The sequence below is a fragment of the Streptomyces sp. NPDC110618 genome (genome assembly GCF_055657065.1).
The window spans coordinates 18,592-32,127 of sequence record NZ_JBVKBN010000020.1 but is presented as its reverse complement, the minus strand read 5'-3'; the positions used below and the strand labels follow the sequence as shown (position 1 = coordinate 32,127).

Sequence of the window (13,536 nt, the reverse complement as noted above, 5' to 3'; positions counted from 1 at the left end):
GTGCGGGGCCGAGGCGTTTGCCGTACGGACGAGAAAGAGAGCCTGATCCCGTGTCCGCAGTCTCCGACCGTCTCCCCACCTTTCCGTGGGACAAGCTGACCCCGTACAAGGCGACGGCCGCGGCCCACCCGGGCGGCATCGTCGACCTCTCCGTCGGCACCCCGGTCGACCCGGTCCCCGAGCTGATCCAGAAAGCGCTGATCGCGGCGGCCGACTCACCGGGCTACCCGACGGTCTGGGGCACCCCGGAGCTGCGCGACGCGATCACCGGCTGGGTGGAGCGGCGGCTCGGCGCCCGCGAGGTGACGCACCGGCACGTCCTGCCGATCGTCGGCTCCAAGGAACTCGTCGCCTGGCTCCCCACCCAGCTCGGCCTCGGCCCCGGCGACCGGGTCGCGTACCCGCGCCTGGCCTACCCCACCTACGAGGTCGGCGCCCGCCTCGCCCGCGCCGACTACGAGGTCTACGACGACCCGACCGAGCTGGACCCCGAGGGCCTGAAGCTCCTGTGGCTCAACTCCCCGTCGAACCCGACGGGCAGGGTGCTGTCCAAGGAGGAGCTGACCCGCATCGTCGCCTGGGCGCGCGAGCACGGCGTCCTGCTCTTCTCCGACGAGTGCTACCTGGAGCTGGGCTGGGAGGCCGACCCGGTCTCGGTCCTCCACCCGGACGTCAACGGCGGCTCCTACGAGGGAATCGTGGCCGTCCACTCCCTCTCCAAGCGCTCCAACCTCGCCGGCTACCGCGCGGCCTTCCTCGCGGGCGACCCGGAGGTCCTCGCCCCGCTGCTGGAGATCCGCAAGCACGGCGGCATGATGACCTCCGCGCCGACCCAGGCGGCCGTGATCGCGGCGCTCGGCGACGACGAGCACGTCCGCGTCCAGCGCGAGCGCTACGCGGCCCGGCGTGAGGCCCTGCGCGCCGCCCTGACCGCCCACGGCTTCCGCATCGAGCACAGCGAGGCCAGCCTCTACCTGTGGGCGACGCGCGGGGAGTCCTGCTGGCAGACCGTGGCCCACCTGGCCGAGCTGGGCATCCTGGTGGCGCCGGGCGACTTCTACGGCGAGGCGGGCGAGCAGTACGTGCGCGTGGCGTTCACGGCGACGGACGATCGGGTCCAGGAGGCCGTACGACGGCTCAAGTAGACGACAGGAAGGGCCCTGGGGAGAACCGCTCCCCGGGGCCCTTCCTCTTGGTCCGACCGGTTGCTCAGCCGCCCAGCGGGAGGTTCCCGCCGACCGGCAGGCCGCCGCCCTTGGTCAGGGAGTCCGTCGGCAGACCGCCCTTGGTCGCCGTGGACGTGGTGTCGCCCAGGATGTCCCCGGCCGAACCGGCCGCGTCACCCGCGGTCTTCTGCGCGGCGGGCGCCGCCTTCTTGACGGCCTTGCCGCCGGTCTTGCCCGCGGCCGGGACCGCCTTCTTGACCGCCTTGGTGCCGCTCTCTGCCGCGAGCCCGGTGACGTTCTGTGCCGCACCGTCGACCGTGTTGCCGACGCTCGCCCCGTCCAGGGCGGTCAGACCGCCGAGGTTGGGGGTGGCGGGCAGTTCCGGGGCCGCGCTGGCGGAGCCGGCCGCACCGACCCCGGCGGCCGCTCCCGCAGCGACGAGCAGCGCGGCACGGGCGATCCGGCGGGTCAGGGGGAGGGTCATGATGCTCCTTCGACGGGTCTGTCTGGTGGGAACGGTGACTGTCCGACCGGCTGTGATCTCCGGCCTCGGACGCAGTGACTACCGCTCGAAGTCCGCGAAGGTTGCGGAGGGATAACGTAAAGAGTTGGCAATGCGTCGCATTATCTGCTGTGGATAAAAACGGGCAAAGAGATCGCACCCCAGAACGCCTGCCGAATCCTTACAGCCCTTTGTTCCCAAGGGGTTTGCAGGAACCGGAAACGAATGCGACGGCACACGGGGAAATCGTGGACCCACGGCCCCGCGGGATAACCCGCGCGGATGACCCCCCGTACTACTGCCCGATCCGCGGCGCGGTCTACCGCGCGGTCACGATACGGACGGACCCGGCGCCCTTCTCCGCGCCCGCCGCGCCCTCGGACACGACCGGACGCCACGGGCTGCCGGTCGTGCGCCCGGCGGTCCACTCCAGGCCCGCGTACGACACCCGCTCTATGCGCAGCGCCGAGGCGTTGGCCACGGCCCAGTGCGCGAGCTGCCAGCCGCGCTGCTCCGCCGTGCGCGCACCGTCCTTGGTCACCGGCAGCGTCAGCGTGCGCCCGTCCCGCACGCCCTGGGCCGTGTCGCCGCCGCCCGCGCCGACCACGGCACCGGCGGGCTTCAGCACGTCCTGCCCGAAGTCCCGTGCCAGCGCGGTGCGCACCGGGTCGGTGCCCCGGACCGGGGCCTCGCCCAGGCGCCCCTCGCAGGTCAGGGTGGCAGCGGAACGTCCGGTCAGGGCGGCGGCCAGCAGCTCGGCGTCCGGCTCGTGCTTGGCGTACGCGTCCGGGTAGCCGCTGCGCTGCACGCGCTGCGCGGCCTCGGTGAGCGGCAGCTCGGTGTAGTCCTCCACCTTCACCAGGTGGTCGTAGAACTCCCCGGCCGCGTACGTCGGGTCCATGATCTGCTTCTCGCTGCCCCAGCCCTGCGAGGGCCGCTGCTGGAACAGGCCGAGGGAGTCGCGGTCGCCGTGGGAGATGTTGCGCAGCGCGGACTCCTGCAGCGCGGTCGCGAGCGCTATCGTCACCGCCCGCTCGGGCAGCCCGCGCCCGGTGCCGACGGCGGCGATCGTCGCCGCGTTCACCGCTTGCTCCGGCGAGAACTCGTACTCCGCTCTGCTGTCGTCGCCCGAGACGACCCGGCAGCCCGGCGAACCGGCGCCTCCGGTGACGTACTGCACCACGAGATAGCCCGCTACGGCGAGCAGGACCACGAAGGCCGCCGTGAGTCGGAAGAGGCGGCCGCGACGTCGGGAAGTGGGGGACGGCTCTGGCACGCGTACAAGGTACTGGAGAGTAGAACGGGTCATCGAGAGCCGTCCGGAAACTGCCGGTGACCGCGGGACGCTAGGGTCGAGGCCATGCCCGACACCCCGCTTGACCTCACGCTGGACGCCGCGCTGCTCACCGCGCGGCTCGTCGACTTCCCCTCCGAGAGCGGTTCCGAGAAGCCTCTCGCGGACGCGATCGAGTCCGTGCTGCGGGCCCTGCCGCACCTCACGGTCGACCGGTACGGCAACAATGTCGTGGCCCGCACCGACCTCGGCCGCGCCGAGCGCGTGATCCTGGCCGGCCACATCGACACCGTGCCCATCGCGGACAACGTCCCCTCCCGGCTCGACGACGACGGCGTCCTGTGGGGCTGCGGCACCTGCGACATGAAGTCCGGGGTCGCGGTACAGCTGCGGATCGCCGCCACCGTCCCCGCCCCCAACCGCGACCTGACCTTCGTCTTCTACGACAACGAAGAGGTCGCCGCACACCTCAACGGGCTGCGTCATGTGGCCGAGACCCACCCCGACTGGCTGGCCGGGGACTTCGCGGTGCTGCTGGAGCCGTCCGACGGCCAGGTCGAGGGCGGCTGCCAGGGCACGCTCCGGGTCCTGCTGAGGACCAAGGGCGAGCGGGCGCACTCGGCACGCGGCTGGATGGGCTCCAACGCCATCCACGCCGCGGCGCCCATCCTGGCCCGCCTGGCCTCCTACAAGCCCCGCTGGCCGCTGATCGACGGCCTGGAGTACCGCGAGGGCCTCAACGCCGTCGGCATCTCCGGCGGGGTCGCGGGCAACGTCATCCCCGACGAGTGCGTGGTCACCGTCAACTTCCGCTACGCCCCCGACCGCACCGAGGAGGAGGCGCTGGCCCACGTCCACGAGGTGTTCGCGGACTGCGGCGTGGAGGAGTTCGTCGTCGACGACCACAGCCCCGGCGCGCTGCCCGGCCTGTCCCACCCGGCCGCCGCGGCCTTCATCGACGCGGTGGGCGGCACGCCCATGCCCAAGTACGGCTGGACCGACGTCTCCCGCTTCTCCGCCCTCGGCATCCCCGCGGTCAACTACGGCCCCGGCAACCCGCACCTGGCGCACAAGCGGGACGAGCGGGTCGAGACGGCGAAGATCATCGAGGCGGAGCGGCGGCTGAGGTCCTGGCTGACGGCGTAGGAGTACGTTTGTCAGGGCGGAACCGGACATACCAATGTCCCCCCTCCGTAACCCGCGTAGATCTACGCTGAGGTGGAACGAACGCACGACGGAGGGAGCGCGTATGGCTACCGGGAACCCCGCGGGCAAGAAGCAGCCGCCGGAGGAGCAGCGCCTGGGACCGGTCCTCCGACGGCGGTCCCAGGTCACCCGCAGTACGACCGACCAGCGGCTGCTGGACGCGGGCGGGCCGTCCGACTGGGTGCACACCGACCCCTGGCGGGTGCTGCGCATCCAGTCGGAGTTCATCGAGGGCTTCGGCACGCTGGCCGAGCTGCCGCCGGCGATCAGCGTGTTCGGCTCGGCCCGGACCCCGGTGGACTCGCCGGAGTACGACGCGGGCGTGCGGCTCGGGCGGGGCCTGGTGGAGGCGGGGTTCGCGGTGATCACCGGGGGTGGTCCGGGCGCGATGGAGGCCGCCAACAAGGGTGCCTGCGAGGCGAGCGGTATCTCGGTCGGGCTCGGCATCGAACTGCCCTTCGAGCAGGGGCTGAACCCGTACGTCGACATCGGGTTGAACTTCCGGTACTTCTTCGTCCGGAAGATGATGTTCGTCAAGTACGCGCAGGGGTTCGTGGTCCTGCCCGGCGGCCTCGGCACCCTCGACGAACTCTTCGAGGCCCTGACCCTGGTCCAGACCCAGAAGGTCACCCGGTTCCCGATCGTCCTCTTCGGCACGTCCTACTGGGGCGGGCTGGTCGACTGGCTGAAGAACACCCTCATCGCCCAGGGCAAGGCATCAGAAAAGGACCTCCTCCTCTTCCACGTCACGGACGACGTGGACGAGGCGGTGGCGTTGGTGTCGAAGGAAGCGGGCCGCTGACGCACCGGGGCGGCGGACCGAGGTTTCCTCGCCCCCGCCGCCCCTACCCATTCCCGACCCTGGGGGCTGCCGCCCCCAGCCCCCCGCTTCGGCCCTGAACGGGCCTCGTCCTCAAACGCCGGACAGGCTGAACAGAGCCGCGGGGCCCAAGGGGCGAAGCCCCTGGCCCCAGGGGCGCGGGGAACTGCGCGACCAGCCCCCACGCACCCGCACCCGAGGAACCACCCCTTGGGGTCGAAGGGGCGGAGCCCCTGGGGGATGGGACGGGTAGGGGCGGCGGGGGCGGAAAAGCCCTACGCCAGGCCCCGCCTCGCGACCGCCGGCGGACGGTGGCCCGCGATCGACGCCACCATGTCCACCACCTGCCGTGTCTCCGCGACCTCATGGACCCGGTACACCTGCGCCCCCAGCCACGCGGACACCGCGGTCGTCGCCAGCGTCCCCACCACCCGCTCCTTGACCGGCCGGTCCAGCGTCTCGCCGACGAAATCCTTGTTGGACAGCGACACCAGCACAGGCCACCCGGTCGCGACCATCTCCCTCAGCCGCCGAGTCGCCTCCAGACTGTGCCGCGTGTTCTTCCCGAAGTCATGACCGGGATCGATCATCACCGACTCCCGAGGCACCCCCAGCGCCACGGCCCGCTCGGCCAGCCCCACCGTCACCCGCAGAATGTCCGCCATCACGTCGTCGTACGACACGCGATGCGGCCGCGTACGCGGCTCGGCACCCCCGGCATGCGTACACACCAGCCCCACCCGATACCGCGCGGCGACCTCCGCCAGCCGAGGATCGACCCCGCCCCACGCGTCGTTCAGCACATCGGCCCCGGCCTCGCACACGGCCTCCCCTACCTCGGCACGCCAGGTGTCCACGGAGATCACGACATCCGGGAACCGCCGCCGCACCTCCGCCACGAAGCCCACGGTCCGCCGCACCTCCTCCGCCGCGGACACCTCCTCCCCGGGCCCCGCCTTCACCCCGCCGATGTCGATGATCGCGGCGCCCTCCGCCACGGCCTGCTCCACGCGCGCGAGGGCGGGCTCGTCGTGGAAGGTGGCCCCCTGGTCGTAGAAGGAGTCGGGGGTCCGGTTCACGATCGCCATGATCACCGGCTCATGCGTGTCGAACTCACGCCGTCCCAGCCTGAGCATCTGCTGTGAACCTCTCCCGTACGAACTGATCATCGGCCGTCTGCGACCCTAACCGCCGCACTCGCATGGCACGATCGGACCCTGACACACTCGACCGCACACTTCACCGACCCTGGGGACCAAAAGCGATGGTTATGTTCTTGTTCCTGGTCGTCGCGCTCGCCGTCGTGGTCGCCGCGGTGACCCTCGCGGTGGTGGGCGGCGGCGAGGGCGGCGGCCCGCTGCCGGACGCCGCGCCGGAACGCCTCCAGGACTCGCTGCCGTACGACCGCCCGGTGGCCCGCGCCGACATCGAGAGCCTCCGCTTCCCGCTCGCCGCCCGCGGCTACCGCATGTCCGACGTGGACGACGCCCTCAGCCGCCTCGGCGCCGAGCTGGACGAGCGCGACGCCCGTATCGCCGACCTGGAGGCCGCGCTCGCCGGTGCCCGCTCCGCGCGCCCCGGCCCGGTGCCCATGGACAAGCGCCCCGAGGAGGACCGGTGAGCGAGGGCACCGCCCTGGCCGGGACCGACGGCGTCCTGCGCTGCCCCTGGGCCCTGTCCACGACGGACTACGTGACCTACCACGACGAGGAGTGGGGCCGTCCGGTCCACGGCGACGACGCCCTCTTCGAACGCCTGTCGCTTGAGGCGTTCCAGTCCGGCCTGTCCTGGATCACGATCCTGCGCCGCCGCCCCGGCTTCCGCGCGGCCTTCGCCGACTTCAAGATCGCGAAGGTGGCCGCCTTCACCGACGAGGACCGCGAACGCCTCCTCGCCGACGCGGGCATCATCCGCAACCGCGCCAAGATCGACGCCACCCTCGCCAACGCCCGGGTCCTGGCCGACTGGGCCCCGGGCGACCTCGACGAACTGATCTGGTCCCACGCCCCGGAGCCGAGCACGCCGCCCAAGACCCTGGCCGACGTCCCGGCGGTCACCCCGGAGTCGACGGCCCTGTCCAAGGCCCTGAAGAAACGCGGCCTGAGATTCGTCGGCCCGACCACGGCGTACGCCCTGATGCAGGCGTGCGGTTTGGTCAACGACCACCTGGAGGCGTGCGCGGCCAGGCGGGCGCCGACGGACTAGCGACCCAGGTACTTCGGCTTCTCCTTGTTCACGAACGCCTGCACCGCGATCGTGTGGTCCTCCGACGCGCCCGCCCGGGTCTGGAGCTCGTCCTCCTTCTCCAGGGTCTCGGCGAAGGAGTGCGAGAAGCCGTACGCCACCGACTCCTTGATCGCCGCGTACGCGACCGTCGGGCCCTCGGCCAGCGTGCGGGCGACCTTCTCGGCCTCCGCGCGCAGCTCGGCGACCGGTACCACACGGCTCGCGATGCCCAGCTCGTAGGCCTCCTGGGCCTTGATGTTCCGCGGGAAGAGCAGCAGGTCGGCGGCGCGCCCGGGGCCGACCACGCGGGGCAGCGTCCAGGAGATACCGGAGTCCGCGGTCAGCGCGACACCCGCGAAGGACGTGTTGAAGGCGGCCGTGTCGGCCACGACCCGGTAGTCCGCGGCGAGGGCGAAGCCGAAGCCCGCCCCGGCGGCGACCCCGTTCACCCCGGCCACGACCGGCTTGGGCATCTCGGTCAGCGCCCGCGCGATCGGGTTGTAGTGCTCGCGCACCGTGCTCATCACCTGACCGGACCCCTCGGCCAGCAGCCCGATGTGCTCCTTCAAGTCCTGCCCCACACAGAAGGCCCGCTCCCCGGCCGCGGTCAGCAGCACGGCCCGCACCGAGGAGTCGGCACCCGCCGCCGTCACCGCCTCGCGCAGGGCGACCTTGGTCTCGATGTTCAGCGCGTTCATCGCCTCGGGGCGGTTCAGCGTGATCGTCGCGAGCCCGTCGCTCACCTCGTAGAGCACGGTGTCGGCCATGGCGTATCCCCTCCGGTGTCGCGGCTCGTGTCTGCGGCTCATGCCTCAGGACAGCATGGCGGAGATCGTCTCAGGCGCACGTGTGACCTGCGTCAAAGAAATCCGGCCGGTTTCCGAACGGAGGACACACGCGGGGTGGCGCAGTATCGCAGTCACATCGCCGAATTGAGTGGTTTTGCTCGGGCGCGTTGCCCAAGCGATGCCGACTGATGTTGGTCATCGGGTCCTGCGATGCGGGATAATGGCTGGGAAGCAATGTGTTCGATGCCGGTGTCGCGTGTCTCTCAGGGACCGCGCATGCCCTCCATGGGGCCGTCGGCTTTGACGATGAGCTGGTTTCAGGAAGGGGAACGAGCATGGCGGCCATGAAGCCGCGGACGGGCGATGGCCCGCTCGAGGTGACCAAGGAGGGGCGGGGCATCGTCATGCGCGTTCCGCTCGAAGGCGGCGGTCGACTCGTCGTCGAGCTGACCCCTGACGAGGCCGACGCGCTCGGCGACGCCCTCAAGAAGGTCGTCGGCTGACGCGCAAGCGACCATACCCTTTCGGCTGCCCCGGCATCTCATGAGGTGCCGGGGCAGCTGCTTTCCCGGCTCTGACCTGGGGTTATGGGCTGTTGATCAGCGTTTGACGGCGCACAGCAGGCCGTCGCCCACCGGCAGCAGCGACGGCACCAGTTCCTGGCTCTCGCGCACCGTGCGCAGCAGCTCCCGCAGCCGCAGCACCTCGGTGGGCTGCGGTCCGGAGTCGACGGTGCGGCCGTGGGCGAAGACGCCCTCGAAGACGACCAGGCCACCCGGACGCAGCAGGCGCAACGATTCAGCGAGGTAGTCGAGGAACTCCAGCCGGTCGCCGTCGCAGAAGACGAGGTCGTAGCCGGCGTCCGCGAGGCGGGGGAGAACGTCGAGCGCGCGGCCGGGGATGAACCGGGCGCGATTGCTGGCGAAACCACAGGCGCGGAAGGCCTGCCGGGCGAACTGCTGGTGCTCCGGCTCGGGGTCCACGGTGGTCAGCACCCCGTCCGGGCGCATGCCGTGCAGCAGATGAATGCCGGACACGCCGGTCCCGGTACCGATCTCGGCAACCGCTTTCGCGTCCACCGCGGCGGCGAGCAACCGAAGCGCCGCGCCCGTGCTGGGCGACACCGAGCGCAGCCCGGCCTCGCGAGCCCGGTCGCGGGCCCAGCGGAGCGCGTCGTCCTCGGCGACAAAGGCGTCGGCGAACGCCCAGCTCGTCTGCCGGTTGCCGGTAATGACCCTCTCCTGTCCCCGTGGTTGCCTGGGCGTGACTGTATCCGTTGCGCCCGGGAACCCGCAGATGGGACCGGGCGTTTAGAAGGGTGGGAGACGTCAGGGGGGACACGGTTGGATCACGATGGCGGGCCGGGGGCCGAGCACATGCTGACGCAGACGCACGAGCCGTATCAGCCCAGATCAAATTCAAGTAAAACCGCTTATCCGGAGCTAACGGGCGAGGTGGCTATGGTAGGGGCTCCACTGGACACCACCAGAGCCGACAGGGGAGGTGCGGCTGCGCCTGTGGATCGGGGAGGAGTGCTGCGGCGCTTTCTCGGGTCGGCGGGTAGGCCGAAATCCGTGAACGACACCGCAGCTGACCACGCCGCCGACCACGCCCAGACCGCGACCTTCTCCACCGACGCGGACGGGCAGGCGTGGACTCCGCCCACGTGGGAGGAGATCGTCAGCACTCACAGCGGTCGTGTCTACCGCCTCGCGTACCGGCTCACCGGCAACCAGCACGACGCCGAGGACCTCACCCAGGAGGTCTTCGTCCGCGTCTTCCGCTCGCTGTCCACCTACACACCGGGCACGTTCGAGGGCTGGCTGCACCGCATCACCACCAACCTCTTCCTGGACATGGTTCGGCGCAAGCAGCGCATCCGCTTCGACGCGCTCGGGGAGGACGCGGCCGAGCGGCTGCCCAGCCGTGAGCCGTCCCCGCAGCAGGTCTTCAACGACGCGCACTTCGACGCCGACGTCCAGCAGGCCCTCGACACCCTCGCGCCGGAGTTCCGCGCCGCGGTCGTCCTGTGCGACATCGAAGGACTGTCGTACGAGGAGATCGCCGCCACCCTCGGCGTCAAGCTCGGCACCGTGCGGTCCCGTATCCACCGCGGTCGCTCGCAGCTGCGCAAGGCCCTCGCACACCGTTCCCCGGAGGCCCGGGCCGAGCGCCGGTCCTTCGTGCCGCGCGTGCCCGCACTGGGGGGAGGGGGCGCGAGCGCGTGAGTGGAACCCGACCCGAACCGGGCGAGCGACGGCTCGCCGAGCAACACCTGGGAGACCGACTCTCCGCCCTGGTGGACGGAGAGCTCAGTCATGACGCGCGTGAGCGGGTCCTCGCCCACCTGGCCACCTGCGCCAAGTGCAAGGCGGAGGCCGACGCCCAGCGGCAGCTGAAGAGCGTCTTCGCGGAGGCGGCCCCGCCGTCTCCCTCCGAGAGCTTCCTGGCCCGTCTGCAGGGCCTGCCCGGCGGTGACCTCGGCGGCTCCGCGCTGGGCGGAGGCGCCTTCGGCGGGCTCCCCGAGCGGCCCGGCGACGGTCCCTTCGGGCCCCGGCACGAGGACCGCTTCGAGTTCGGATACGTCCCGGCCCGGCCGCACACCCCCGCGCTCACCGGCGCCTCGGCGGGCGGCTTCCGGGTGCACTCCGTCGGCCGCCCCGACGCGGACCGGCCGTCCTCCTCACGCGGGCTGCGGATCGCCTTCGTGGCCGCCGGAGCGGTCTCACTGGCCGCCATCGCGCTGGGCGGCGTCACCGTCGGCGTCCCGGGCGAGCCGGAGGCCCGCGGGTCCGGCTCCGGCAGCAATGTGACCCCGGCACGCAGCCAGGGCAGCGCGGCCGCGGCCACCCCCGAGACCCAGCGCCGCCGCGGTGTCGGGCCCCTGCTGGTGCACGGCCAGGGGCAGCGGACGCCCGGGGAGACCCCGGCGCCCTCGACCTCGGTGTCCGCGCCGCTGCTGCCGGGAGCCGTACAGGCCGCTCAGCAGACCGGCGGCTCGCTCACCGCCCCGGTGGACGCGGTCGCGATGTCCCCGCTGATACGTCCGCTCAGCGCCACCCCGCCGCTCACGCTCACCACCTGGCGCCCCGCGCCGGAGGTCGCGACCCCGGGCCTGCTCGCCACACCCGTCCCGGGGGCGACCAAGTCCCCGTCCGTGTCCCCCACCCTCTCCGGCACCAACCGCTGACCCGGACTCTGCGCGGCGGCGCATGAACCTGGTTGAATCCGGGGTGGGCCGCGTTCCGGGCAGAACAGCCGGGGCGCGGCGGCGGAGTTCGAGGGGCCGTCGTGGCCGGCTGTGGGGAGAGCATGGACGAGGGGAAGCCGACGAAGGCGAAGAGGTGGGGCCGCTCCTGGCTCCAGGGCCCTTCGGCCCGCACGGCCGAGGCGGCACCGAACACCGACGGCGACTTCGAACTGGAGCGACCCATCGCCGAGACATCCCCCGACGGCGACTACGAACTGAGCCGCCCCGCGCCTCCGGCACCGGAAGCGGGAGTACGGGTGAGCGCCGACGCCTCCGGCTCCGAGGGGGCGACGGTGATCGAGACGGCGGTTCCGGGGAAAACGTCCGGTGCCTCTGCGGACGCGGCGGCACCGGACGCTTCGACGACCACGGAGGCATTCGCCGAGGCCGCGGCTCCCGCGCAGGCCGGTGTCTCCGGCGCCGAAGACGCCACGGCTCCCGGCGCTCCGACGGCCACGAAGGGGTTCGCTGCCGCGGACGCGCCTCCCGCGCAGGTCAGTACCGGCGCCGGCGGGGCTCCGACCGCGCCGGGTACGGCCGCACCGGCGGAACCCACGCCCCCGGCCGCCGACGGGGCCACGCCGGCCGACGCCCCGGTTCCGGCAGGCTTGGCTGCCCCGGTGTCCCCGGCCCCGGCAGGCTTGGCCGCCCCCGAGGCCCCGGCCCAGGCAGACCCCACCGCCCCCGGCGCCGCCGTTCCCGCTGAAGCGCGCGCCGTCGGCGGTTCCGCCCCCGCCGACGACCGCCCCCGGCCCCTGCACGACCCCGATCCCTACAGCACCCCGCCCTACGGCGAGCCCGGCCCCTGGGCGCCCGCGCCCCCGGTGCAGCACCCGGGGACGACCCCTGCGCACGGCACAGCCGTCCCGGCACCGGCTCCCGCCGTTCCGCCGACGGGCCCCGCGCATGGCAGCCCCGCCCTCTCCGTACCACCGGCGGGACCCACACACGGCAGCCCTGGCACCTCCGTACCCCCTTCCGCCCCCGGCGCCCCCGCCCCGTCGAGCGCCGCCACCCCCGCCCCCGACCCCTGGCAGAACTACGACCCCTGGGCCACCCCGGGGACGGCCGTGGGCGCCCCTCTGCAGCAGACCGGCGCCCCCGTCCTGAGCGAGCAGCAGAAGCAGAAGCGGGCCAGGAAGGCGCTGATCGTCGGGGCGCTGGTGCTCGCTCTGGTGTCCGGGGGCATCGGAGGCGCCGTGGGCGCCTATCTGGAGCGGAACGGCGGGGTGGGGCACGTGGAGTTGCCGCAGGCCGCCAAGGAGGCGCCCGAGCGGGCGCCCGACAGTGTCGCCGGGATCGCCGCGCGGGCGCTGCCCAGCGTGGTGACCCTGCATGTGTCCGGCGCGGAGAAGGGCGGCACCGGCACCGGGTTCGTCCTGGACGACCGGGGCCACATCCTCACCAACAACCACGTCGTGGAGCCCGCCGAGGACGGCGGCGAGATCTCCGTGACCTTCCACAGCGGCGACACCGCAAAGGCCAAGATCGTCGGACAGGACAGCGGCTACGACCTCGCCGTGGTGAAGGTGAGCGGCGTCAGCGGCCTCACCCCGATGACACTCGGCAACTCCGACAACGTCCAGGTCGGCGACCCCGTCGTCGCCATCGGCGCACCCTTCGACCTGGCGGGCACCGTCACCTCCGGCATCATCAGCGCCAAGGAACGGCCCATCACCGCGGGCGGTGAGGGCGGTGACGCCAGCGACGTGTCCTACGTCGACGCCCTCCAGACCGACGCGCCCATCAACCCCGGCAACTCCGGCGGCCCGCTGCTGAACGCCAAGGCGCAGGTCATCGGCATCAACTCGGCGATCCGCTCCGCCGACAGCGGCTCCGACCTGGACGGCGGACAGGCCGGTTCCATAGGGCTCGGGTTCGCCATCCCGATCAACCAGGGCAAGCGGGTCGCCGAGGAGCTGATCAACACCGGCAAGGCGACCCACCCGGTCATCGGCGTCACCCTCGACATGGACTACTCCGGGGACGGCGCCCGCGTCGGTACCCGGACGGGGGAGGGCGGCTCCCCGGTCACCCCGGGCGGCCCCGGCGACCGGGCCGGGATCGAGCCGGGCGATGTGATCACCGAGGTCGACGGCCAGCGCGTGCACTCCGGCGAGGAACTGATCGTCAAGACCCGCGCCCACCGTCCCGGCGACCGGCTGGAGCTGACGCTGAAGCGGGACGGCAAGGAGATCACCATCTCGCTGACGCTCGGCTCCTCGGACGGCGACTGACAGAAACCTCACGGAGCGGGCCGGACAGTACCGGTCGTACAGGAACG

14 protein-coding genes are annotated in these 13,536 nt (G+C 72.3%); 9 read left to right on the top strand and 5 right to left on the bottom strand.

Features of this window, described 5'->3' with window-relative positions; genetic code table 11:
• The first annotated feature begins 50 nt into the window (after positions 1 to 50).
• The gene (locus tag ACZ7L7_RS28890) at positions 51 to 1,145 is read left to right on the top strand and encodes a bifunctional succinyldiaminopimelate transaminase/glutamate-prephenate aminotransferase (protein ID WP_472077604.1); all 1,095 of its coding nucleotides are present in this window, start codon (positions 51 to 53) and stop codon (positions 1,143 to 1,145) included.
• A gap of 64 nt (positions 1,146 to 1,209) precedes the next feature.
• On the opposite strand, the gene ACZ7L7_RS28885 is transcribed toward ACZ7L7_RS28890, so the two are convergent.
• Together ACZ7L7_RS28885 and ACZ7L7_RS28880 are read right to left on the bottom strand one after the other, a co-directional pair.
• Positions 1,210 to 1,650, bottom strand: coding sequence for an ATP-binding protein (locus tag ACZ7L7_RS28885; RefSeq protein ID WP_471427757.1), 441 nt, complete (start codon positions 1,648 to 1,650; stop codon positions 1,210 to 1,212).
• A 337-nt stretch (positions 1,651 to 1,987) separates the two neighbouring features.
• Positions 1,988 to 2,944 carry a heavy metal transporter gene (locus tag ACZ7L7_RS28880; RefSeq protein WP_472077603.1) on the bottom strand — a complete coding sequence of 319 codons (957 nt, stop codon included), beginning with the start codon at positions 2,942 to 2,944 and terminating at the stop codon, positions 1,988 to 1,990.
• 84 nt (positions 2,945 to 3,028) lie between these two features.
• Between ACZ7L7_RS28880 and dapE the strand changes: the two genes are divergently transcribed.
• Together dapE and ACZ7L7_RS28870 are read left to right on the top strand one after the other, a co-directional pair.
• Positions 3,029 to 4,108 (top strand): succinyl-diaminopimelate desuccinylase, encoded by a 1,080-nt coding sequence (gene dapE, locus ACZ7L7_RS28875; protein ID WP_285510264.1) that lies wholly within the window; start codon positions 3,029 to 3,031, stop codon positions 4,106 to 4,108.
• Positions 4,109 to 4,211: 103 nt separating this feature from the next.
• A complete protein-coding gene (locus tag ACZ7L7_RS28870) occupies positions 4,212 to 4,970 on the top strand; it encodes an LOG family protein (protein WP_093722736.1) in 759 nt (252 codons plus the stop codon).
• A 293-nt stretch (positions 4,971 to 5,263) separates the two neighbouring features.
• Here ACZ7L7_RS28870 and folP read toward each other — a convergent pair whose 3' ends face one another.
• Positions 5,264 to 6,124, bottom strand: coding sequence for a dihydropteroate synthase (folP, locus tag ACZ7L7_RS28865; protein ID WP_453601269.1), 861 nt, complete (start codon positions 6,122 to 6,124; stop codon positions 5,264 to 5,266).
• A gap of 134 nt (positions 6,125 to 6,258) precedes the next feature.
• Between folP and ACZ7L7_RS28860 the strand changes: the two genes are divergently transcribed.
• Both ACZ7L7_RS28860 and ACZ7L7_RS28855 read left to right on the top strand, forming a co-directional pair.
• Positions 6,259 to 6,609, top strand: a complete 351-nt coding sequence (locus ACZ7L7_RS28860; protein ID WP_285510723.1) for a DivIVA domain-containing protein — start codon at positions 6,259 to 6,261, stop codon at positions 6,607 to 6,609.
• A complete protein-coding gene (locus tag ACZ7L7_RS28855; protein WP_472077602.1) occupies positions 6,606 to 7,193 on the top strand; it encodes a DNA-3-methyladenine glycosylase I in 588 nt (195 codons plus the stop codon). The genes ACZ7L7_RS28860 and ACZ7L7_RS28855 overlap by 4 nt, the downstream gene beginning before the upstream one ends.
• Here ACZ7L7_RS28855 and chcB read toward each other — a convergent pair.
• The gene (gene chcB / locus ACZ7L7_RS28850) at positions 7,190 to 7,981 is read right to left on the bottom strand and encodes a 2-cyclohexenylcarbonyl CoA isomerase (protein ID WP_285510261.1); all 792 of its coding nucleotides are present in this window, start codon (positions 7,979 to 7,981) and stop codon (positions 7,190 to 7,192) included. The two genes, ACZ7L7_RS28855 and chcB, sit on opposite strands and share 4 nt — an antisense overlap.
• A 356-nt stretch (positions 7,982 to 8,337) precedes the next feature.
• Here chcB and ACZ7L7_RS28845 point away from each other — a divergent pair, with 356 nt between their 5' ends.
• Positions 8,338 to 8,505, top strand: a complete 168-nt coding sequence (locus ACZ7L7_RS28845; RefSeq protein WP_003966491.1) for a DUF3117 domain-containing protein — start codon at positions 8,338 to 8,340, stop codon at positions 8,503 to 8,505.
• A 96-nt stretch (positions 8,506 to 8,601) separates the two neighbouring features.
• Here ACZ7L7_RS28845 and ACZ7L7_RS28840 read toward each other — a convergent pair whose 3' ends face one another.
• Positions 8,602 to 9,300 carry an O-methyltransferase gene (locus tag ACZ7L7_RS28840; protein ID WP_285510722.1) on the bottom strand — a complete coding sequence of 233 codons (699 nt, stop codon included), beginning with the start codon at positions 9,298 to 9,300 and terminating at the stop codon, positions 8,602 to 8,604.
• A 162-nt stretch (positions 9,301 to 9,462) separates the two neighbouring features.
• Here ACZ7L7_RS28840 and sigE point away from each other — a divergent pair, with 162 nt between their 5' ends.
• The 3 genes from sigE to ACZ7L7_RS28825 all read left to right on the top strand — a co-directional run bounded on the left by sigE (position 9,463) and on the right by ACZ7L7_RS28825 (position 13,489).
• Positions 9,463 to 10,230 (top strand): RNA polymerase sigma factor SigE, encoded by a 768-nt coding sequence (gene sigE, locus ACZ7L7_RS28835; RefSeq protein ID WP_285510260.1) that lies wholly within the window; start codon positions 9,463 to 9,465, stop codon positions 10,228 to 10,230.
• A complete protein-coding gene (locus ACZ7L7_RS28830) occupies positions 10,227 to 11,192 on the top strand; it encodes a zf-HC2 domain-containing protein (RefSeq protein ID WP_285510259.1) in 966 nt (321 codons plus the stop codon). Before sigE ends, ACZ7L7_RS28830 begins: the two co-directional genes overlap by 4 nt.
• A 680-nt stretch (positions 11,193 to 11,872) precedes the next feature.
• Positions 11,873 to 13,489, top strand: a complete 1,617-nt coding sequence (locus ACZ7L7_RS28825; protein ID WP_472077630.1) for a S1C family serine protease — start codon at positions 11,873 to 11,875, stop codon at positions 13,487 to 13,489.
• Positions 13,490 to 13,536 lie beyond the last annotated feature (47 nt).